Source organism: Sulfitobacter brevis (genome assembly GCF_900112755.1).
GTDB lineage: Bacteria > Pseudomonadota > Alphaproteobacteria > Rhodobacterales > Rhodobacteraceae > Sulfitobacter > Sulfitobacter brevis.
In genome coordinates, this window is the sequence record NZ_FOMW01000003.1 from 38,841 (window position 1) to 57,915 (window position 19,075).

Consider the following 19,075-nt stretch of genomic DNA (forward strand, 5'->3'; position numbering starts at 1 on the left):
TCAGGGGTCGGGCGGGGTGAGCGGGACGACATTGGCGGTTTCTTCTGGGGAGAGTTCCTCAAAATCGAAGTTGTCGAGGCGGGCAGCGCGCTTGCCGGCGCGCTCTGCTGCGGTACCAAGACCTTCGAGGTCGGCGCGGGCCTGACCAAAGTGGGTGTGAAGTTTGCCCACACGTTCCACCACAATTTCCACGTCGCGGTGCAGGAGCTTAAGAGTTTTACGGATCGCACCTGCCTGTTCGCGCATACGGGCGTCTTTGAGAATGGCGCGCATGGTGTTCAGGGTTGCCATGCAGGTGGTGGGCGAGACGATCCAGACCCGCGCGGCGAAACCTTCGCGCACCAATTCGGGGAAGTTCGCGTGCAGCTCGGCATAGACGGCCTCGGACGGGAGGAACATCAGCGCACCATCGGCAGTTTCGCCGTCGAGGACGTATTTCTCGGAGATTGCTTTGATATGGGTGCGGATCGCGACGCGCATCTGGGCTGCGGCCTGTCGGGTCTCGGCCTCGGTGCTGGCGCGGCGCAGGGCCTCATAGGCTTCGAGGGGGAATTTGCTGTCGATGACAATCGGGCCGGGCGGATTAGGCAGGTGGATCAGGCAATCGGGGCGTTTGCCGTTGGAGAGTGTAGCCTGCCAGCTGTAGCTATCGCTGGGTAGGGCTTTTGACACGATATCGCGCAGTTGGATTTCGCCAAAATTGCCGCGGGTTTGTTTGTTGCTGAGGATGTCTTGCAAGCTAAGGACATCACCGGAGAGTTTAGTAATATTATCTTGGGCCTTGTCGATAGAGGCGAGGCGTTCTTGCAGTTGCGTCAGGCTGGTGGTGGTGCGTTTAGACGAGCCGTGCAGGGTTTCGCTCATCCTTTGTTGCATCTCGGCCATGGCGCGGGCGGATTTGGCGGCGTTGTCGGCAAGGCGTTCCTGCATTTGAAGCTGGACGTGGTTGAGCCGCGCCTCGACAGTCTGGATCATCTGCGCTTGGGCGTGGGCTTGGGTGTCAGAGACGGTTTGCAGCCCGCCGCGCAGTTGTTGCTGGCCTGCGCCGAGTTGCTGGACATGGCCGCCGAGGATATGCATCTGCTGCGCCAGCGGCGCTGCCATCCGGGCCGAGCGCCCTGCCGCACGGACGGCCATCACCAGCAAGATCACGATGAGCAGCAACACACCGCCGCCTGCAAGGATCAGGATCACCAGCGGGCTGTCCCAGCTATAGCTTTGGCCGGCGATTTCGATCATGTGCGACCGAACAGCCGTTCGATATCTGCCAGCTTGAGTTCCACATAGGTGGGGCGACCGTGGTTGCATTGGCCGGAATGGGGCGTAGCCTCCATCTCACGCAGCAGGGCGTTCATTTCTTCGGCGCGCATCCGGCGGCCCGAGCGGATTGATCCGTGGCAGGCGACGCGGCTGAGGATCGCTTCAATCCGCGCCTGAACAAGGTTGCTGTCGTTCTGGTCGGCGAGTTCATCGAGAATATCCAGAAGCATGCCACGGGCATCGACGGTACCGAGGATCGCGGGGGTTTCGCGCACGGCAATGGCGCTGCCGCCAAAGGGCTCGATGCCGAGGCCGAGCTTTGCCAAATCATCCGCGACATCGAGCAGACGGGCGCAATCGCTGGCAGAAAGCTCGACGATTTCGGGCACCAAGAGGGCTTGGGCGGCGACGCCGCTACCCGCGATCTGCTTTTTCAGCTTTTCATAGACCAGCCGCTCGTGGGCTGCGTGTTGGTCGACGATGATCATACCTGTGGCGGTTTGCGCGATGATGTAATTTTCGTGGACCTGCCCGCGTGCGGTGCCAAGCGGGTAGTCCTGTGGGGTATCGGCGGTTTCTTCGGTTTGTTCCACGCGGCCCCAGACGCCGCTCATCTCGGCAAAGGCGGGGGCTTCTGGCGCGGGGGCGCTATAAGTTGAGGGCGCAAAGCGCGCGCCGCCGGAGGGTCGGTCCATCTGATAGACCCGTGCGCTGGTATTTTCGGGGCGCATCGCCCCGAGAGTGGCACCCGCGACGGTGCTGGAGGCGCGGTGGCCTGCCTCGGCCAGCGCGTGACGCAGCGCTGAAACGATCAGCCCGCGCGCCATGCCGGGATCGCGGAACCGGACCTCGGATTTTGCAGGGTGGACGTTGACGTCGACCAGTGTCGGCTCGCAATCAAGGAACAAGGCGGCGGCGGGGTGACGGTCGCGGCTGAGAAAATCAAAATAGGCCCCGCGCAATGCTCCGACGAGGAGCTTGTCACGCACAGGCCGCCCGTTGACGAAGAGGTATTGCGCCACGGCAGAGCCGCGTGAATAGGTCGGCAGCGCCGCAAATCCGGTCAGGTGCAGCCCGTCGCGGTTGGCGTCGATCGGCAAGGAATTCTCGGCGAAGTCACGGCCTAGAACACGGCCCAATCGGCCATGAAGCGCACTGAATAGATCGCCCTGTTCGGCCTCGGTGCGGAACACCTCGCGCCCATCGCCCTCGCCCGAAACATCGCGCAACACAAAGCGCACGAAGGGTTCGGCCATGGCCAGACGTTTGATGACATCTGCGATGGCTTGGGCTTCGGCGCGGTCGGTGCGCAGGAATTTCAGCCGTGCAGGCGTGGCGAAGAAGAGATCGCGCAGTGTGACCACCGTGCCGCCGTTCAGCGCGGCGGGGCGGACGGGTTCAGTGCGACCGCCGTTGACAGTGATCTCGGCGCCCTCAGCGCCCTTGGCACGGCTGGTGATGGTCAAGCGCCCGACAGCGCCCAGCGAGGGCAATGCCTCACCGCGAAAGCCGAAGGTGTTGATGTTGAGCAGGTCGGAGCCGTCGATTTTCGAGGTCGCGTGGCGCGACAGGGCAAGCGGCAGATCACCCGGCGCGATGCCGCAACCATCATCGGTGACGCGGATCAGGGTTTTGCCGCCATCAGCGTATTCTACTGTGACGCGCCGCGCCCCTGCATCAAGCGCGTTCTCCACCAGTTCCTTGACCACGGAGGCAGGCCGTTCGACCACCTCGCCCGCTGCGATACGGTTGATCGCGGATTCGTCGAGTTGACGGATAACCGGCGAAAGGGTGCTTATATTGGGGTTGGGATGTGCCATGCCGCAAGACCTAGCATGTTCATTCCCGATTCTAAAACCGATTCTGACGGAAGAATGACGGCGGGTTCGGCGACGTTCTGACGCGGATCAGCGGGTCGCCGCCCGATACCATGCGATGATTTCAGCCCGTTCGCTGGCCTGCATATGGCTGAGGTTTGCGGGGGGCATCGCGTGTGTCAGACCGGCTTGCAGATAGATCTGCTTGGCGGCACTGGTGATCTGGTACTCCGTCTCGAGCCGCAGGCCTTTGGGGGGCCAGTGTAGCCCCTCCCAATCAGGCTCGGCGGCATGGCACATGGAGCAGCGGCCCCGCACAATGTCATGGACCTGATCGAAGCCTTCGGCCTGTGCAAAGCGCAATGCGCCACCCTGTGCCTCGGTCGGCTCGTCCATACGGAACATTGGCGCGGTGGAGAGCCAGATGATCGCCACAAACAGGAGTGCAGTGGCGAGCCATGTCCAGATCGGATTGCCTTGGCGGGCGTGCAGGGAGTTGAAGTAGTGCCGGATGGTGACGCCCATCAGAAAGACCAGCGCGGCGATCAGCCAGTTCATCTCGCTCGCGAAGGCCAGCGGGTAGTGGTTGCTGAGCATCAGGAAGATCACCGGCAGGGTCAGATAGTTGTTATGGGTGCTGCGCTGTTTGGCGATCTTGCCGTATTTGGCATCGGGGGTTCGCCCTGCCTGTAGGTCGGCGACGACGATCCGCTGGTTCGGCATGATGGTGAAAAAGACATTCGCGCTCATAATCGTAGCGGTGAAAGCGCCGAGGTGCAGCAGGGCGGCACGGCCCGAAAAGACCGAGGTGTAGAAATACGCCATGCCGACGAGGATAACATAGAGCAACACCATCAGGCGGGTGCTGTCCTCGCCAAAGCGGCTTTTGCAAAGTTGGTCGTAGGCGACCCAGCCAAAGGTGAGCGAGGCCAATGAAATGGCGATGGCTTGGAAGGCTGAAAGATCGGCAATGCGCGGATCAATCAGGTAAAATTCTGAGCCGAGATAGTAGACCAGCACCAGCAGGGCAAAGCCGCTGAGCCATGTGGCGTAGCTTTCCCATTTGAACCAGATCAGATCGCCGGGCATTTTGTCCGGCGCGATCAGGTACTTCTGGATGTGATAGAAGCCGCCGCCGTGGACCTGCCATTCCTCACCATCAGCACCCGTGGCAAGGTTACGGTCCCGGTGCAGGCCGAGGTCGAGCGCGATGAAATAAAACGATGATCCGATCCAGGCGATGGCGGTGATAACATGCACCCAACGCACCGCAAATTCGATCCAGGTGGCAATGGCGGCGAGGTCGTACATGCGGTGTCTCCAGAAGCAGCGGATGCGGGCGGGGCCTTGGTCGGGAGCCTCCGGCGGGGATATTTTGGGTCAAAAAGTGCGCGCAAGCCAGTGGTTTTGATTATGCGTTGATCAGGTAGGGCGGATCGAGGTGGACTTCTTCGAGGTTGGCGGTCCCGCCGATCCGGTCGACCACGGCGAAGATGCCGGGGCTTTTGAGAGGCGTCAGAACGCCGTGCCATATACCGCGGTGCAGGTTGATCCCCTGGTGCGGGGTGGTGAGGAAAGCGCGGGGTGTGCCCGGCTGGCCGTTGTCATCGGCAGCCACGATCACGAGGAAGGCAGCGTCCGACATCGGCAGGAAGGCTTGGCTGCCGTCTGGGTGCCGCTCCATCAGGGTGAGGGAATACGGCAGGGCGCGGGGTTCGGCATTAAAAATGCTGATGCCAGCGCGACCATCGGGGCCAAAGTCGAGATTGGCACGGTCGTGGTGGCGGGCACAGAGGCCTGCGTTGATCATCTTATCCGGCGTTCCGCTCGCATCCAGCACATCGCCAAAAGGGGCGAAGCTGGAAGCGCTGAGCGGTTCTATTGTGATGTTGCGGGTCATAGCAGGGCGTGGCGGTTGACGTCTTTGTAGAGCAGATAGCGGAACGGCGCGTCGCCCGTGGCGATGCAGGCCTGCGGGCAGAAGGCGCGCAGCCACATGAAGTCTCCGGCACCAACAGTCACCCAGTCTTTGTTCAGCAGGTAATCGGCGCTGCCTTGCAGCACATAAAGACCGTGCTCCATCACGTGGGTTTCGGCAAAGGGGATGCGCCCGCCAGGTTGGAAGGTGACGATGTTGACGTGCATGTCGTGGCGCAGGTCGGTTGGCTCGACAAAGCGGGTGGTGGCCCAGACGCCGTTGCAATCCGGCATTTCTGTGGGCGCCACGTCTTTTTCGGAGGTCACGAAGGCGCTGGGCGCCTCCACTCCTTCGGCGGGAACATAGCGCTTGCGGATCCAGTGGAAGTTTGCGGCCGCATCACCATCGTTCCAGACCGTCCAAACCGTGTCGGGGGGGATATAGGCATAGCCGCCGGGTGCGAGCTGATGCGTCGAGCCGTCGATGTTGAGAGTTAGCGTGCCGCTGGCCACGAATATCACCGATTGCGCTTCTTCATCGACTTCGGGCGCGTCAGACCCGCCGCCTGCCAACAATTCGACCGCATATTGGGAAAAGGTCTCGGCAAAACCCGAAAGTGGGCGGGCCAAAATCCACATGCGCATGTTGCGCCAGCCGGGCAGCAAGCTAGTGACAATATCCGCTTGGGTGATGGCGGGCAGCACCGCGTAGGCGGGCGTGAAGACGGCCGTGCCTTCGGGATTGGCGGATTGGTCCGGCAGGCCGCCGGGGGGGAAAGCGTAGGTCAAAGTATATCCTCCAGTCGAAGTCGCGCGATCCGTTCAACCTGTGCGCAGGCGGTCGCGAATTCGGTATCTGTGTCGTTGGCGATGCGGGTCACAAAGGCGCGCAGGATGCCTGCCTTGTCGTGATCCTTGACCGCGATAATAAAGGGAAAGCCATGCTTTTCGACATAGCTTTGGTTGAGGGCTTCGAACTCGGCGCGCTCCGCATCTGTCAGCGCGTTCAATCCAGCGCTGGCCTGTTCGGCAGTGCTTTCGGCGGTGAGCCGTTCGGCGGCTGCGAGTTTTCCGGCAAGATCGGGGTGTGCGTTCAACACGCCCAGACGCTCGGTTTGAGTGGCCGAGCGGAACATCCGCGCCAAAGCGTTGTGCAGGCCCGCGGCGCTGTCATGGGCCGGACCCAATTCCAGATCAAAGGCGCGCTCGGCGATCCATGGCGAATGCTCGAACACGCTGCCGAAGTTTTTGACAAATGTGTCTTGCGCCATCCGGCTGGGGCGTAATTGACGGCTTGGCGGATGGGTGGCGCGCCAATGGTCAGCGATATCAATGCGGCGCGGGGTCCAGACGCCCTCAAAGCACTGAATGTAGTCAACTAACCGTTTGAGCGCCTGAATGCGGCCGGGCCGCCCGATGAGACGGCAATGCAAACCGACCGACATCATCTTGGCCTGCCCTGCGGTTCCTTCGGCATAAAGTGCATCGAAGGTATCGCGCAGATAGGCATAGAACTGGTCACCGGAATTGAAGCCCTGCGGGGTGGCGAACCGCATATCATTACAATCCAGCGTATAAGGGATGATCAACTGGTCGCGCCCGTCGATCTCGGCCCAATAGGGCAGATCATCGTCATAGGTGTCGGAGACATAGTCAAACGCCTCGGTGCGTGCCGCCAGCGCTACTGTGTTGATCGAGGTGCGGCCACAATACCAGCCACGCGGGGGCTCTCCGGTGACTTCGGTATGCAGGCGGATCGCCTCGGCAATGTCGGCCGCCTCCGCCTCGGGGGTGTGATCTTTGTAGTCGATCCATTTCAATCCGTGACTGGCGATTTCCCACGCGGCGGATTGCATCGCCTCGACCTGCTCAGGCGCGCGGGCAAGAGCTGTTGCCACCCCGTAAACCGTGACAGGAATTTGCGCCGTAGTGAACAGCCGGTGCAGACGCCAGAACCCTGCCCGTGCGCCGTAGTCATAGATCGATTCCATGTTCCAGTGACGCTGCCCGGGCCAAGGCTGCGCACCGACAATCTCGGAGAGGAATGCCTCGGATGCCGCATCACCGTGCAGGATACAGTTCTCGCCGCCCTCTTCATAATTTACCACAAACTGCACGGCGATGCGTGCGGCGGCGGGCCATTGCGCGTCGGGCGGTGTCGCGCCGTAGCCACGGAAATCTCTGGGATAGCGGTTCATCATCGGGTCCTGCTGGTTTCGCGCCACACTGCACATATCGGCGCAGAGGTGCAATTCGGCTTCTGCCAAAAACAGCGGCATAAAAAGCCAACGGGCCGCGTTCCTGAAAGAACACGGCCCGTTGCCAGATGGCTGCTGAACACGCTTGGGTTTTTATTGCTTAAAGTTTGTCAGGTGCTGGCCAATCTGAAACTCGGTGTTACTCGAAAGCTGTAAAGTCTGGCGCCGAGGGCCGCAGGGTTGCCAGACTGGCAGAAACGTCTCATTGCGCCCATCCCACCCTACATATCGGCGCTTTGTGCCCAGAAACCACACAGACTGGTTGCTTAGGGCAGATGGCGCTGCTTCTCGGCTTGCTTGCCTACATATAGGCAAAGGATGATTCGCAGGTCAAAACAAAAATCGCGGAAGGGTAGAAAATAGATTTCTTTCGATCCTGCCCCCGCCTGTTTCACGTGGGACAATTTGCCAAAGGCCCTATTCCCGCTAGCTCGCTAACAGATACACAAACCCGCCACTTTGCTTTAGCTATCGTGGCATCATAAACGAAGGTGCCCCGATGGCTGATGGATATTTGACGACCCATGTACTTGATACCGCCCGCGGCGCGCCCGCCGCAGGGGTCGCAGTGACGCTCTACCGCATTGAAGGCACCAACCGGCTCAAGCTTGGTGCGGCCCAAACCAATGCCGACGGGCGCACCGATGCGCCGATCCTGCCCAAAGGCCAGCTCTCCACCGGCACCTATGAACTGGTGTTCGAGGCGGGCGCATATTTTGACCGCACGGGCACCCCGCCCGAAGCGCCGCGCTTTCTGGACGTGGTCCCCCTGCGCTTTGGCGTATCAGACGCGAACAAGCATTATCACGTGCCGCTGCTGCTTTCGCCCTTCGGCTATTCCACCTATCGCGGCAGCTGATTTCTGATCAACGTCCATACGATTGCGCCGCTGGCCTGAGGCCCGCAGGCTGCCCAAGCGGCACCCGCAGATGTGCTTGCCAAGCAGTGCTGCGGCATGGCACCTTGCCTGTCTGAAAAACGCTCGGAGGACGCCGATGGCAACGCAGAATTCCCCAACCCAGTCTACGGCCGCGGTGCAGGCTCAAACGCACCTGCCGCAGGTGACCGAGCCACGCAATCAGGGCATGGATCTGGATATGGACTGGGTCCGCCGTGTGCAGGCCAATCCCTCCGCGATTGAACGTCGCGCCGCCAGTTTGCCGGCGCGCCGATCGGTGAAGAAAGCCCATCAGGCCGCGTGGTTGCTGCGCGCGATTACCTGCATTGATCTGACCACTCTGTCCGGCGACGATACGGCCCGCCGTGTCGAGCGTCTGTGTGCCAAGGCGCGCCAACCGGTGGCTCAGGCGCTGCTTAAATCGCTCGGCATGGGGCCGATTACCGTGGGCGCAGTTTGCGTGTACCACGAGATGATCCCTGCCGCCCGCGCCGCGCTTGCAGGCACCAATATCCCGATCGCGGCGGTTTCCACAGGGTTCCCCGCAGGGCTTTCACCGCTCGAGTTACGCATCCGCGAGATCGAAATGAGCGTCGAAGCAGGTGCCAGCGAGATCGACATCGTCATCTCGCGCCGCCATGTGCTTTCGGGCGATTGGCAAGCGCTCTACGACGAGATGCGCGCCTTTCGCGCCGCCTGCGGCGAGGCGCATGTCAAAGCCATTCTGGCCACCGGCGAGCTTGGCAGTCTGCGCAATGTCGCCCGCGCCAGCCTTGTGTGCATGATGGCCGGTGCCGATTTCATCAAAACATCGACCGGAAAGGAAAGCGTCAATGCGACCCTGCCTGTCTCGCTGGGGATGATCCGTGCGATCCGCGATTATTATGAAAAGACCGGCATTCGCGTCGGCTACAAGCCTGCGGGCGGCATCTCCAAAGCCAAGGACGCGATCACCTATCTGGCGATGATGAAGGAGGAGCTTGGCGACCGTTGGACCCAGCCCGACCTTTTCCGGTTCGGTGCCTCCTCGCTGCTCAATGATATCGAGCGCCAGCTAGAGCATTTTATGACCGGCAGCTACTCCGCTGGCTACCGCCACGCTTCCAGCTAAGCCCTTCTTTGGCCCCCTTACATTCAATGCCTTTTCGAAAGGTTACCCCATGACAGTCTCGCAAATCTTTGAAACGATGGACTATGGCAAAGCCCCAGAGTCAGCCGCCGAGGCGCTGGCGTGGCTGGTCGATCAGGGCAGTCGTTTCGGCCATTTTATCGACGGTGAATTTACCAAGCCCGGCGATGGTTTCGACAGCCGCAATCCCGCCACCGGCGAGGTGCTGGCGACGCTCACGCAGGCCACCCAAAGCGATGTAGATACCGCCGTCAAAGCTGCGCGCAAGGCGCAACCAAAATGGGAAAAACTGGGCGGTCATGGCCGTGCACGTTATCTTTATGCTCTGGCGCGGCTCTTGCAAAAGCACAGCCGGCTGTTTGCTGTGCTCGAAGTGCTCGACAACGGCAAACCGATCCGCGAGGCGCGTGACATTGATGTGCCCTTGGCGCAGCGGCACTTTTACTATCATGCGGGCATGGCCCAACTGATGGAAAGCGAATTGCCAGATGCGCAGGCGTTGGGTGTCTGCGGCCAGATCATCCCGTGGAATTTCCCGCTGTTGATGCTGGCATGGAAGATCGCGCCCGCACTGGCGATGGGCAATACCGTGGTGCTAAAACCGGCGGAGTACACCTCCCTTACTGCACTGCTATTCGCCGACATTTGTCGCCAGGCAGGGTTGCCGAAAGGCGTGGTCAATATCGTCACAGGCGACGGGGCCGTGGGCGAAATGATCGTCAGCGCGGAAGTCGACAAGATCGCCTTTACCGGCTCCACCGCCGTAGGCCGCCGCATCCGCGAAGCCACCGCAGGCAGTGGCAAGGCCCTCACCTTGGAACTCGGCGGCAAGTCGCCCTACATCGTCTTTGACGACGCTGATCTCGACAGCGCGGTCGAAGGGCTGGTGGATGCGATCTGGTTCAATCAGGGGCAGGTCTGCTGCGCAGGATCGCGCCTGTTGGTGCACGAGCCAGTGGCCGAGGCATTCTATGCCAAGCTGCGCAACCGGATGGAAAAACTGCGTGTCGGTGATCCACTCGACAAAAGCATTGATGTCGGTGCCTTGGTCGATCCGGTTCAGCTTAAATCGGTCAGCGACTTGGTCTCGGCCAATACGGCGGGCGAGCGTTTTACCGCGACCGCAGCGATGCCCGAACAGGGGTGCTTCTATCCCCCGACCCTGATCACCGGCCTCAACCCCGCCGATACGCTGATGCAGGAAGAAATTTTCGGCCCCGTTCTGGTCTCCACCACCTTCCGCACGCCACTCGAAGCCGTGAGCCTTGCCAATAATACCCGCTACGGCCTCGCCGCGACGGTCTGGAGCGAGAACATCAACCTCGCGCTGGATATCGCGCCCAAGCTGGCGGCGGGTATTGTCTGGATCAACGGTACCAATATGATGGACGCCGCCGCAGGCTTTGGCGGCGTGCGCGAAAGCGGTTTTGGCCGTGAAGGCGGCTGGGAAGGGCTGGCAGGATACACCCGCCCCAAAGGCACCGCCAAACCGCTGAAATACATCGAGCCCTTCAGCGGCGAGGGTGCCCCGTCAGACCCGATCGACCGGACTGCCAAGCTCTATATCGGTGGCAAGCAATCGCGCCCCGACAGCGGCTACTCCGCTCCGGTTTGGGGCAAATCCGGCGCGCTTTTGGGTCATGCCAGCCTCGCCAGCCGCAAAGATGTGCGCAACGCAGTCGAAGCCGCCCATGCGGCCAAAGGCTGGTCGGGCACGACGGGCCACCTGCGGGCGCAGATCCTCTATTACGTGGCCGAAAATCTCGCCGCACGATCCGACGAATTCGCCAACCGTCTGAATGATCTGCAGGGCGGAAAATCAGGCGCCGCCGAGGTCGAAGCCGCGATCCGCAGGCTCTTTACCTATGCTGCATGGGCCGACAAATATGACGGCCAGATCCACGGCGTGCCCATTCGCGGTGTCGCATTGGCGATGAAAGAGCCCGTTGGCGTGATCGGCGCCCTCTGCCCTGCCGAGGCCCCGCTTCTGGGCCTGATCTCCTGCATGGCTCCGGCCATCGCGATGGGCAACCGCGTGATCCTCGCGGCCTCGGAGCCTTTCCCGCTGGCTGCTACCGACTTCGCACAGATACTGGAAACCTCTGATATTCCCGCAGGTGTGGTTAACATCCTCACGGGCCCGCACGCCGATCTCGCCGAGCCCTTGGCGCGCCATATGGATGTTGATGCGGTCTGGAGCTTTGGCGCCGCCGATCTCAGCGCGGTGATCGAAAAAGCCGCCGCCAGCAATCTCAAACGCACATGGGTCAATCACGGCATGGCCCGCAACTGGTCCGAGGCCGAAGGCGAAGGCCGCGCCTTCCTGCAAGCCGCCACCGAAGTTAAAAACGTCTGGATCCCCTACGGCGAATGATACCGCTCCCGTTGGCGAAAAAACCCCGCCGGAGGCACGTCCTGACCCGCAAGGGTCAGGACAATCAACCCGCAAGCACCATCGTTACTCGGCAGGCGCATCTTCAGGGATCGTGGTCTCAAGCCCTTCCGGTTGGCCGACCACCACAAACAGCATATCGTCCGGCGTCAGCAATTCACCGGCAACCCGTTTGACATCCGCCAACGTCACCGCCTCGACCCTGTCATTGCGGGTCGCGATGTAGTCAATCGGCAAGCCAATCATCTGCATCCCGACCAGAATATTCGCAATCGTCGAATTGCCATCGAACCGCAGCGGATAGGCCCCGGTGATATAAGTCTTGGCGTCCTGCAACTCCTGCTCGGTCACCCCTTCGGTGGCCGCTTTGGACCACTCATCGCGGATCACTGAAATCGCCTCTGCAATGCGGTCGTTGGCCGAACTGACCGATCCCATATAGGTCTCGGCCAGATCACGCGGCACCAGATAGGAAGACACCCCATAGGTAAGCCCCCGTTTTTCACGCACTTCGGTCATCAAACGGCTTTCAAACGACCCGCCGCCCAGCACCTGATTAAGCACAGTGGCAGCGAAAAAGTCGGGATCATCTTGCTTGATGCCTTTGTGGCCGAACAAAGCCACCGATTGCGGTGTCGCGAAATCAACGACCTTGACGCCGGAGGGGATGCTTACCTCGGCCCGTGGTGGCATCGGCGCACCGGTTTCTGGCAGATCCCCCAGTAGATCATCGAGCAACATGCCCAGTTCCTCGCGCGTGATGTCCCCCACGGCGCCCACGTAAATGCGGTCGCGTGCCAATACATCACCTTGGGCCTGCAACAAATCCTCGCGGGTTAGCCCGTTCACGCTCTCCACAGTGCCGTTGATAGAACTGCCATAAGGATGCCCGCCGAATATGGTTTCGTTGAACGTCTGGTTCGCAATGTCGCCCGGATTCTTGAGGCTCGAATTGATGATTGACAGTACTTGTCCGCGCACACGGTCGAGCGCGTCCTGATCAAAACGTGGCGATTGCAACGCATCCTTCAGCAGCGCCATCGAGGCATCGCGGTTCTCGGTCAAAAACCGTGCCGAGACAGAGACTTCATCATGCGAAGAATCGAACCCGAACGTGGTCGCCAAAGCTTCGGTAGCACGGCTGAAAGCCCGCGCATCAAGGTCGGCGGCCCCTTCTTCCAAGAGCCCCGTCATCATTGTTACCGCACCGCGTTTACCGGGCCGGTCCAGCGACGCGCCACCGCGAAACCGGATTTCGAGCGCTGTGAACGGGATTGAATGCTCCTCGACCAACCACGCAGTGACGCCACCGGGGCTGGTGACCGACTGGATTTCGACTTCGCTACGGGCCGGCAGTGCGGCCGCAAACGTCAGGATCAATGCATAAAACAGCTTCATTCTGCGGCCTCTTTCTTCTTCAACATTCCAGTGACCGAGGTGCGCAGGTCAAACACGTCCCGCGCGGCTTGCATGATGTCCTCTCCGGTCACCGCTTCCAGCACGTCGGGCCAAGCCTGCACGTCCTCGACAGTCAACCCGATCGCGAGCGCCTGACCGTAACGGTTGGCGACGCTGTCGGCATTGTCACGGGCATAAATCTGATCGGCGCGGATTTGCAATTTGATCCGTTCCAACTGCTCGGGGTCGACGCCGGCCTCCATGAACTCGGCAAGCGCACCGTCCAGAGCTGCTTCGGCTTCTTCCAGCGTGACACCTGCTGCTGGCACCACGGCAAAACCAAATGTCGTGTCGTCAAGTGTGGCACCGCTGTAAAATGCGCCGGTATAGGTTGCGACCTGGGTGTCGAACTGCAGTTTTTCAGCGAGGAACGATGTGGTGCCACCCCCTAGAATCTCGGCTAAAATCGTTAACGCTGCGGCTTTGTCCTGCGCGCTACTGTCACGCTCCGGTGCCATGTAGGACCGGCTGATATAGGGCTGGGCTACCCGTGCATCGCGGTAGGTAACCCGTCGCTCGGCGATTTGTGGCGGCTCTTTGGTACGTAGCCGCTCTGGCAAATCGGGGTTGGCAGGGATCGCGCCGTAGTACTTTTCTGCCAAGGTTTTCACCTCGTCGGGCAGCACATCGCCAGACACAACCAGAATGGCGTTATTGGGCGAGTAATAAAGCGCATAGAACGCCAGCGTGTCCTTGAGTTGCAGCTCCTGCATCTCGTGCTTCCAGCCGATCACCGGCGTACCGTAGCGATGGTTAAGATACTGGGTGGCGCTGACCTGTTCATTGAGCAGTGCACCGGGGCTGTTTTCGGTCCGCTGGTTGCGCTCTTCCAAAATCACGTCGCGTTCAGTTTCGATGTTTTCCGGCGTGAGGCGGATGTTCTTCATCCGGTCGCTTTCCATCTGCATCATCAGCTCTAACCTGTCGGCAGCGACGCGCTGGAAATAGGCGGTGTAGTCATAGCTGGTAAAGGCGTTGTCCTGCCCGCCATTGGCCGCCACGGTGGAAGAGAACTCGCCAGACTCCATCTTGTCTGTGGCTTTGAACAGCAGGTGCTCCAGAAAATGCGCCACGCCCGAGGCGCCCTTGGGCTCATCCGCCGATCCCGCACGGTACCAGACCATTTGCTGAACCACAGGGGCGCGGTGATCTTCGACCACCACCACCTGCATGCCGTTCTCCAGCGTGAAGGCTGTGACAGCTTCGTTGTCGCGCGCCTGAGCCACAGCAGGTGGCAGGCACAGCGCCGCAACGGCGGCAAGGACCGGCAGTCGGAACATGATGTTTCCCCAGATTATTTCTCTCACCCTAGGTACGCCCCCTGCCCGCACAATCAAGCCGAAACGCGCAAATGTGAAGCAGGCGCAAAACTGCGCCTGCCTGCATCAACAGCGAGAACTGGGTAGATTACTGGAGCGAAATGCCCGCAGCGGGAGGCGAAGACGGCGTGCGTGCACCTGCACGACGCCAGCGGCTGGCCTCTTGTTGGGCATCAAGCGACTGGCGTTTATACGCCTGATTGTACCGATCAACCGGCACCAGACGGATGCTGGTAAAGCGGCCTTTGCGCTTGCGGAACTTGGCATCTTCGGTGGCCAGTGCCTGCCGGACGCCGGGCAGAACGCCCATGCGGCTGGCGTGTTGCACCAACGCGCCATCATTTGCCGGAACACCCCCTGCAGTCGCGGCAGGGCTGCCACCAAAGGCTGCAATACCTTCGGAGATCGCGGACCGGTCTGTCAGGTTGGCCTGCCCCGGTGTCGGGGTTGGCAAATCGGTATAGCTGCTTGGTTCTTCCAGCGGTTTGACAGGCGCGATCATGAATTCGTTCGGCCCATTGCCGGCATGGGGCATGTCTCTCAATCCCTTGTTGCTACAGGCAGCAAGGGCGAGCGAGATGATGAGCAATCCGGCAAAGCGGCGCATGGGTCGTCTCCTTCGTGGTCACCCAAGTATTAACGCAGGCAACAGGTCAATGTCACTGGCGTTTTTTGCCAGGTACTTTGGGCGGCTTTTTTGCGCCCGTCTTTTTGTCATCGGTGGACAGGACCAACCCGATCGCACCGGCAAAGATAAAGATATCTGCGACGTTATAGACGAACGGATTGCGCAACCCGCAGCAAGAATTGTTGAGGAAATCCAGAACATAGCCGTAGTAGAGCCTGTCCACCACATTGCCCATCGCGCCCCCCACCAGCAGCCCTGCACTGATCTGCGGCCACAAGTCAAAGCGACGACGGTACATCCAGAAGGTTACTGCCGCACATATCACCACGCCCAAGGCGATTAAAAACCAGCGGCTGACTTCGGAGCCGTCACCAAACAGGCCAAAGTTGATGCCACGGTTCTCGCCGTAGCGGAAGTTGACCAGCGGCGGCCAAACGTCGATGGACCCGACGCGGGCAAGCTCCATTGAGTGGATCACCACATATTTGCTGATCTGGTCGATCAGAAAAGCCACGAGGGCCGCTATGGAAAATACCCGCATCCGCTCGCTCCTTTAGTGCCGGAAGTGGCGCATGCCGGTAAAGACCATGGCAAGCCCGGCCTCATCCGCTGCGGCAATCACCTCGTCATCACGCATCGATCCGCCGGGCTGGATCAGCGCCGTGGCGCCGGCTTCGGCGGCAGTGATCAACCCATCTGCAAAGGGGAAAAACGCGTCCGATGCCACGACCGAACCTTGGGTCAGCGGTGCAGAAAGGCCCATCGCCTCGGCCATGTCCTGTGCCTTGCGTGCCGCGATGCGGGTGCTGTCGACGCGGCTCATCTGGCCCGCGCCGACACCCACGGTGGCGCCGTCCTTAACGTAGATGATCGCGTTGGATTTGACGTGTTTCGCCACGGTCCAAGCGAACAGCAGGTCGTTCAGCTCCTGCTCCGTTGGTGCGCGTTTGGTCACCACTTTCAGGTCATCGCGGCTGATCCGGCCCACGTCCTTGTCCTGCACCAGAAACCCGCCCGAGACCTGACGCACGGCCAGCGCCGCCGCAGCAGGATTGCCCAGCCCGTCGGTGGTGAGCAGTCGCAGGTTCTTCTTTCGCTCGAAAACGGCCATCGCGTCGGCATCCGCCCCGGGCGCAATAACAACTTCGGTAAAGATCGCCGCGATGGCTTCGGCGGTTTCACCGTCCAACACTTGGTTCAGCGCGATGATGCCGCCAAAGGCCGAGGTGCGGTCACAGTCAAACGCACGAGTATAGGCCTCCAGCATCGTCGCGCCACGCGCCACGCCGCAGGGATTGGCGTGTTTGATGATGGCGCAGGCAGGGCCGCTGTCTGTGGTGAATTCACTGACCAATTCAAACGCGGCGTCTGTGTCGTTGATGTTGTTATAGCTCAGCTCTTTGCCCTGATGCTGGGTGGCGGTCGCCACGCCGGGACGCGCGGCGCCATCGGTGTAGAATGCTGCCGACTGATGCGGGTTCTCGCCATAGCGCAAGCCTTGGGCCAGCGTGCCCGCAAAGCTGCGGCGGCGCGGCGTGCCGCCAACCTGCGCGGCCATCCATGTGCTGACGGCGGTATCGTAGGCTGCGGTGCGGGCATAGGCGGTCTGCGCCAAACGTTGGCGGAATTCATAGGTGGTCTGGCCGTCGTTCGCCTCCATCTGGGCAATCAGCGGCGCGTAGTCTTCAGTATCAACGATGACGTTCACAAAACCATGGTTCTTGGCCGCAGAGCGGATCATCGCCGGGCCGCCGATGTCGATATTCTCGATCGTCTCGGCATAATCGGCGCCCTTGGCGACGGTTTCCTCGAACGGGTAGAGGTTGACCACTACCAGATCAATCGCACCAATGCTGTGTTCGGTCATCGAGGCCACGTGATCGTCATTGTCGCGCAGGGCCAACAAACCGCCGTGCACCACCGGGTGCAGGGTTTTGACGCGGCCATCCATCATTTCGGGAAAGCCGGTTACCTCGGCCACGTCCTTCACCTCAAGCCCGGCATCGCGCAGCGCCTTGGCAGTGCCACCGGTAGAAAGCAGCTCGACCCCCTTTGCGGCCAGTGCGCGGCCCAGTTCGACCAACCCTGTTTTGTCGGAAACGGAAAGCAAAGCGCGGTTAAGCGGGGCGAGGTCGGGCATGGGCAGCATCCTTTGGTCAGTCGTCGTCATCAAGATAAATGTCGTCTCGGGAGAGATCCCGCACGCCAATCGCAGTTTCCTGCGCCTTCGACAAGGACCAGCGCACACGGGTGGCATAGGCAAAGGCCATTCCGCTGAGCACAATCTGCTCCGCTGCACGGGGTTTAAGACGGGTATTTTCCAGATAGACCCCCGGCTCGAGCGAGAGATTATGGGTGCCGTCATGGCGGAAAACCCATATTTCCCCGCTCTTTAGCGCCATTGAGACCGCCGCCCCACCCAAGTCCAGCGTGGCGTCTACATCAGGGTGCAAGTGAAACCGCAACTCAAACCGCACGCCTTTGAGCTGGCCGGTGTCCAAGGCCTTGTCAAAACGCCGCTTTTCAACATCATTCAGGGCCAGCAGCATGTCCTCGCCCGCCAAACCGCGCCCGTCGAGGGTTAGCTCCAGCGTGCGCGCATGGGTCAGCCCGTGGCTGCGCACATATCCGTCATGGCCGCCCTGAAAGCGCAGCCCATCCGAGGCGGTGCCGATCTCGATGGGCACATGGGTGGGGCCTTCGATCAGGTCTTCCTGTCCCGTGGTCGGGTCCGGTTCAGCCAGTCGGGCAGAGGAATAACCGCCAAGCGACAGGGTCGAATGAGACGGCGTCGCGCGCCCTGCCCGCCGCCATTCAATGCCGAAAGCCGCACCCGACCCGCAGTTGACCACCAAGGGACGCCGCCCCGAGGTCAGCTCGAACGCGAGGGTCGAGGCATGGGCATTGGCCGAACCGTCACCCTGCGGGGGCAAGGCTGCGTCGACGATCACGCTGGTGCGTCCTGCGGACAAACGGGCATAGCCCATCGACAGCCCGTCAACTTGGCCAGCGCGAACATTAGCCGCCGCCAGCGCGTGATCCAGCCAACCCTCGGCCCCGCGCCCGCCGCCATGAAACCGCGCCAGCGCCCCGTCCGAATGGCGCAGGGTGCGCAGGGTCGGTGCAATGCGGGCAATCGCGGCGAGATGTTCTTTGGGTGCGCCACGACCCGCGTCGCTCAGCACCGCTGCCGCCCATGTTAGCAAGGTGAACACCGCTAGCAATTCTTCGGGGTTACGGGTTGGCAGCCCGCCTTCCTTGTCGATCTGGGTACTGCATTCGCGGGCCAGCGCCTTGATCGCGGGACCGGCGAGATTCTCCTGCCCTTCCAGCGACAGCCCCGCATGGATCAGCCCTGTCAGCGCCTCGAAACGGGGTAATCCCGGTGCTGCGGCCCGCCAACGGCGCGACAGGAACTTGGCCTGCTGTTCCAGCGAACGGTAGAACGCTTTGCTTTGTGCCGAGTCCTGCCCGCGCAGCACGAAGATGGCGTGGTTGATCCAGCGGATCAGGCGGCGTCCGGTCAGATCAGGTGTCCATCCCGCGCCATGACCTTTGCCATAGGCGTCAATCCAACCCCAAATCCATGTCTGAGCCTGCTGCCGCGCCAGCGGGTCACCAACTGCGGCCAGATCATCCATCCAGGCAAAACCGTGCAGGGCGGCGGCATAGGCGGCATCAGGCGGTGTCACTTCCCACAGACTTTTATCGGGCGCGTTCAGCAATGTACCCGCAAACAGGTAATTGCCCGCGATCAGTTGTCGCCCGCGTGCAAACGATCCGATTGTGCGCGGTTCGGGCGAAGAGACAAAGCCTTTGACTTGCGCACGCGTCCGCGTTGCCAGCCGCGCGTGCAACTGGTTGAGAAACCGCACTTTGCGTGCCCTCAAGCTGATGGTGTTGAACATAACTGCGCTGCCCTTGACGCTCTATCGGCGCCTGAGGCCAGCATAGCCTCCCCGCCCTTTCGAGTCACCGATTTTTGCCAGATCACCGCAG

The 19,075-nt window shown here is 61.1% G+C and carries 15 protein-coding genes; 3 read left to right on the forward strand and 12 right to left on the reverse strand.

Features of this window, described 5'->3' with window-relative positions:
• The 6 genes from BM174_RS04590 to puuE all read right to left on the reverse strand — a co-directional run bounded on the left by BM174_RS04590 (position 1) and on the right by puuE (position 7,192).
• A complete protein-coding gene (locus BM174_RS04590) occupies positions 1 to 1,239 on the reverse strand; it encodes a DNA recombination protein RmuC (RefSeq protein WP_093922668.1) in 1,239 nt (412 codons plus the stop codon).
• Complete coding sequence (mutL, locus tag BM174_RS04595) at positions 1,236 to 3,080, reverse strand: DNA mismatch repair endonuclease MutL (protein WP_093922669.1); 1,845 nt, start codon at positions 3,078 to 3,080, stop codon at positions 1,236 to 1,238. Before mutL ends, BM174_RS04590 begins: the two co-directional genes overlap by 4 nt.
• A gap of 87 nt (positions 3,081 to 3,167) precedes the next feature.
• Positions 3,168 to 4,388 (reverse strand): urate hydroxylase PuuD, encoded by a 1,221-nt coding sequence (locus BM174_RS04600; protein WP_093922670.1) that lies wholly within the window; start codon positions 4,386 to 4,388, stop codon positions 3,168 to 3,170.
• A 100-nt stretch (positions 4,389 to 4,488) separates the two neighbouring features.
• Positions 4,489 to 4,977 (reverse strand): ureidoglycolate lyase, encoded by a 489-nt coding sequence (locus tag BM174_RS04605; RefSeq protein ID WP_093922671.1) that lies wholly within the window; start codon positions 4,975 to 4,977, stop codon positions 4,489 to 4,491.
• The gene (locus tag BM174_RS04610) at positions 4,974 to 5,783 is read right to left on the reverse strand and encodes a bifunctional allantoicase/(S)-ureidoglycine aminohydrolase (RefSeq protein ID WP_093922672.1); all 810 of its coding nucleotides are present in this window, start codon (positions 5,781 to 5,783) and stop codon (positions 4,974 to 4,976) included. The genes BM174_RS04605 and BM174_RS04610 overlap by 4 nt, the downstream gene beginning before the upstream one ends.
• Entirely contained in the window at positions 5,780 to 7,192 is a 1,413-nt protein-coding gene (gene puuE / locus BM174_RS04615) for an allantoinase PuuE (RefSeq protein ID WP_093922929.1), read from the reverse strand. The genes BM174_RS04610 and puuE overlap by 4 nt, the downstream gene beginning before the upstream one ends.
• 559 nt (positions 7,193 to 7,751) lie before the next feature.
• Between puuE and uraH the strand changes: the two genes are divergently transcribed.
• From uraH to BM174_RS04630, 3 genes are all read left to right on the forward strand, one after another.
• Entirely contained in the window at positions 7,752 to 8,111 is a 360-nt protein-coding gene (gene uraH, locus BM174_RS04620) for a hydroxyisourate hydrolase (RefSeq protein WP_093922673.1), read from the forward strand.
• A gap of 136 nt (positions 8,112 to 8,247) precedes the next feature.
• A complete protein-coding gene (deoC, locus tag BM174_RS04625; RefSeq protein ID WP_093922674.1) occupies positions 8,248 to 9,261 on the forward strand; it encodes a deoxyribose-phosphate aldolase in 1,014 nt (337 codons plus the stop codon).
• Positions 9,262 to 9,310: 49 nt separating this feature from the next.
• Positions 9,311 to 11,653 (forward strand): aldehyde dehydrogenase family protein, encoded by a 2,343-nt coding sequence (locus tag BM174_RS04630; protein ID WP_093922675.1) that lies wholly within the window; start codon positions 9,311 to 9,313, stop codon positions 11,651 to 11,653.
• Between the two features lie 84 nt (positions 11,654 to 11,737).
• On the opposite strand, the gene BM174_RS04635 is transcribed toward BM174_RS04630, so the two are convergent.
• The 6 genes from BM174_RS04635 to BM174_RS04660 form a co-directional block, all read right to left on the reverse strand.
• Positions 11,738 to 13,069 carry a M16 family metallopeptidase gene (locus BM174_RS04635; RefSeq protein ID WP_093922676.1) on the reverse strand — a complete coding sequence of 444 codons (1,332 nt, stop codon included), beginning with the start codon at positions 13,067 to 13,069 and terminating at the stop codon, positions 11,738 to 11,740.
• Positions 13,066 to 14,409, reverse strand: coding sequence for a M16 family metallopeptidase (locus BM174_RS04640; RefSeq protein ID WP_093922677.1), 1,344 nt, complete (start codon positions 14,407 to 14,409; stop codon positions 13,066 to 13,068). Before BM174_RS04640 ends, BM174_RS04635 begins: the two co-directional genes overlap by 4 nt.
• 127 nt (positions 14,410 to 14,536) lie before the next feature.
• Entirely contained in the window at positions 14,537 to 15,055 is a 519-nt protein-coding gene (locus tag BM174_RS04645; RefSeq protein WP_093922678.1) for a DUF3035 domain-containing protein, read from the reverse strand.
• Between the two features lie 52 nt (positions 15,056 to 15,107).
• Positions 15,108 to 15,617: a signal peptidase II gene (gene lspA, locus BM174_RS04650; RefSeq protein WP_093922679.1), complete on the reverse strand. Its 510-nt coding sequence runs from the start codon at positions 15,615 to 15,617 to the stop codon at positions 15,108 to 15,110.
• Positions 15,618 to 15,629: 12 nt separating this feature from the next.
• Positions 15,630 to 17,216 (reverse strand): bifunctional phosphoribosylaminoimidazolecarboxamide formyltransferase/IMP cyclohydrolase, encoded by a 1,587-nt coding sequence (gene purH, locus BM174_RS04655; protein ID WP_093922680.1) that lies wholly within the window; start codon positions 17,214 to 17,216, stop codon positions 15,630 to 15,632.
• 16 nt (positions 17,217 to 17,232) lie between these two features.
• Positions 17,233 to 18,984 (reverse strand): heparinase II/III family protein, encoded by a 1,752-nt coding sequence (locus tag BM174_RS04660; RefSeq protein WP_093922681.1) that lies wholly within the window; start codon positions 18,982 to 18,984, stop codon positions 17,233 to 17,235.
• Between the last annotated feature and the right edge of the window lie 91 nt (positions 18,985 to 19,075).

What these genes read in the sequence shown, in the direction of transcription:
- BM174_RS04590 (WP_093922668.1), bottom strand. Translation starts at nt 1,239, where the DNA reads ATGATCGAAATCGCCGGCCAAAGCTATAGCTGGGACAGCCCGCTGGTG.
- mutL (WP_093922669.1), bottom strand. Translation starts at nt 3,080, where the DNA reads ATGGCACATCCCAACCCCAATATAAGCACCCTTTCGCCGGTTATCCGT.
- BM174_RS04600 (WP_093922670.1), bottom strand. Translation starts at nt 4,388, where the DNA reads ATGTACGACCTCGCCGCCATTGCCACCTGGATCGAATTTGCGGTGCGT.
- BM174_RS04605 (WP_093922671.1), bottom strand. Translation starts at nt 4,977, where the DNA reads ATGACCCGCAACATCACAATAGAACCGCTCAGCGCTTCCAGCTTCGCC.
- puuE (WP_093922929.1), bottom strand. Translation starts at nt 7,192, where the DNA reads ATGAACCGCTATCCCAGAGATTTCCGTGGCTACGGCGCGACACCGCCC.
- uraH (WP_093922673.1), top strand. Translation starts at nt 7,752, where the DNA reads ATGGCTGATGGATATTTGACGACCCATGTACTTGATACCGCCCGCGGC.
- deoC (WP_093922674.1), top strand. Translation starts at nt 8,248, where the DNA reads ATGGCAACGCAGAATTCCCCAACCCAGTCTACGGCCGCGGTGCAGGCT.
- BM174_RS04630 (WP_093922675.1), top strand. Translation starts at nt 9,311, where the DNA reads ATGACAGTCTCGCAAATCTTTGAAACGATGGACTATGGCAAAGCCCCA.
- BM174_RS04635 (WP_093922676.1), bottom strand. Translation starts at nt 13,069, where the DNA reads ATGAAGCTGTTTTATGCATTGATCCTGACGTTTGCGGCCGCACTGCCG.
- BM174_RS04640 (WP_093922677.1), bottom strand. Translation starts at nt 14,409, where the DNA reads ATGTTCCGACTGCCGGTCCTTGCCGCCGTTGCGGCGCTGTGCCTGCCA.
- BM174_RS04645 (WP_093922678.1), bottom strand. Translation starts at nt 15,055, where the DNA reads ATGCGCCGCTTTGCCGGATTGCTCATCATCTCGCTCGCCCTTGCTGCC.
- lspA (WP_093922679.1), bottom strand. Translation starts at nt 15,617, where the DNA reads ATGCGGGTATTTTCCATAGCGGCCCTCGTGGCTTTTCTGATCGACCAG.
- purH (WP_093922680.1), bottom strand. Translation starts at nt 17,216, where the DNA reads ATGCCCGACCTCGCCCCGCTTAACCGCGCTTTGCTTTCCGTTTCCGAC.
- BM174_RS04660 (WP_093922681.1), bottom strand. Translation starts at nt 18,984, where the DNA reads ATGTTCAACACCATCAGCTTGAGGGCACGCAAAGTGCGGTTTCTCAAC.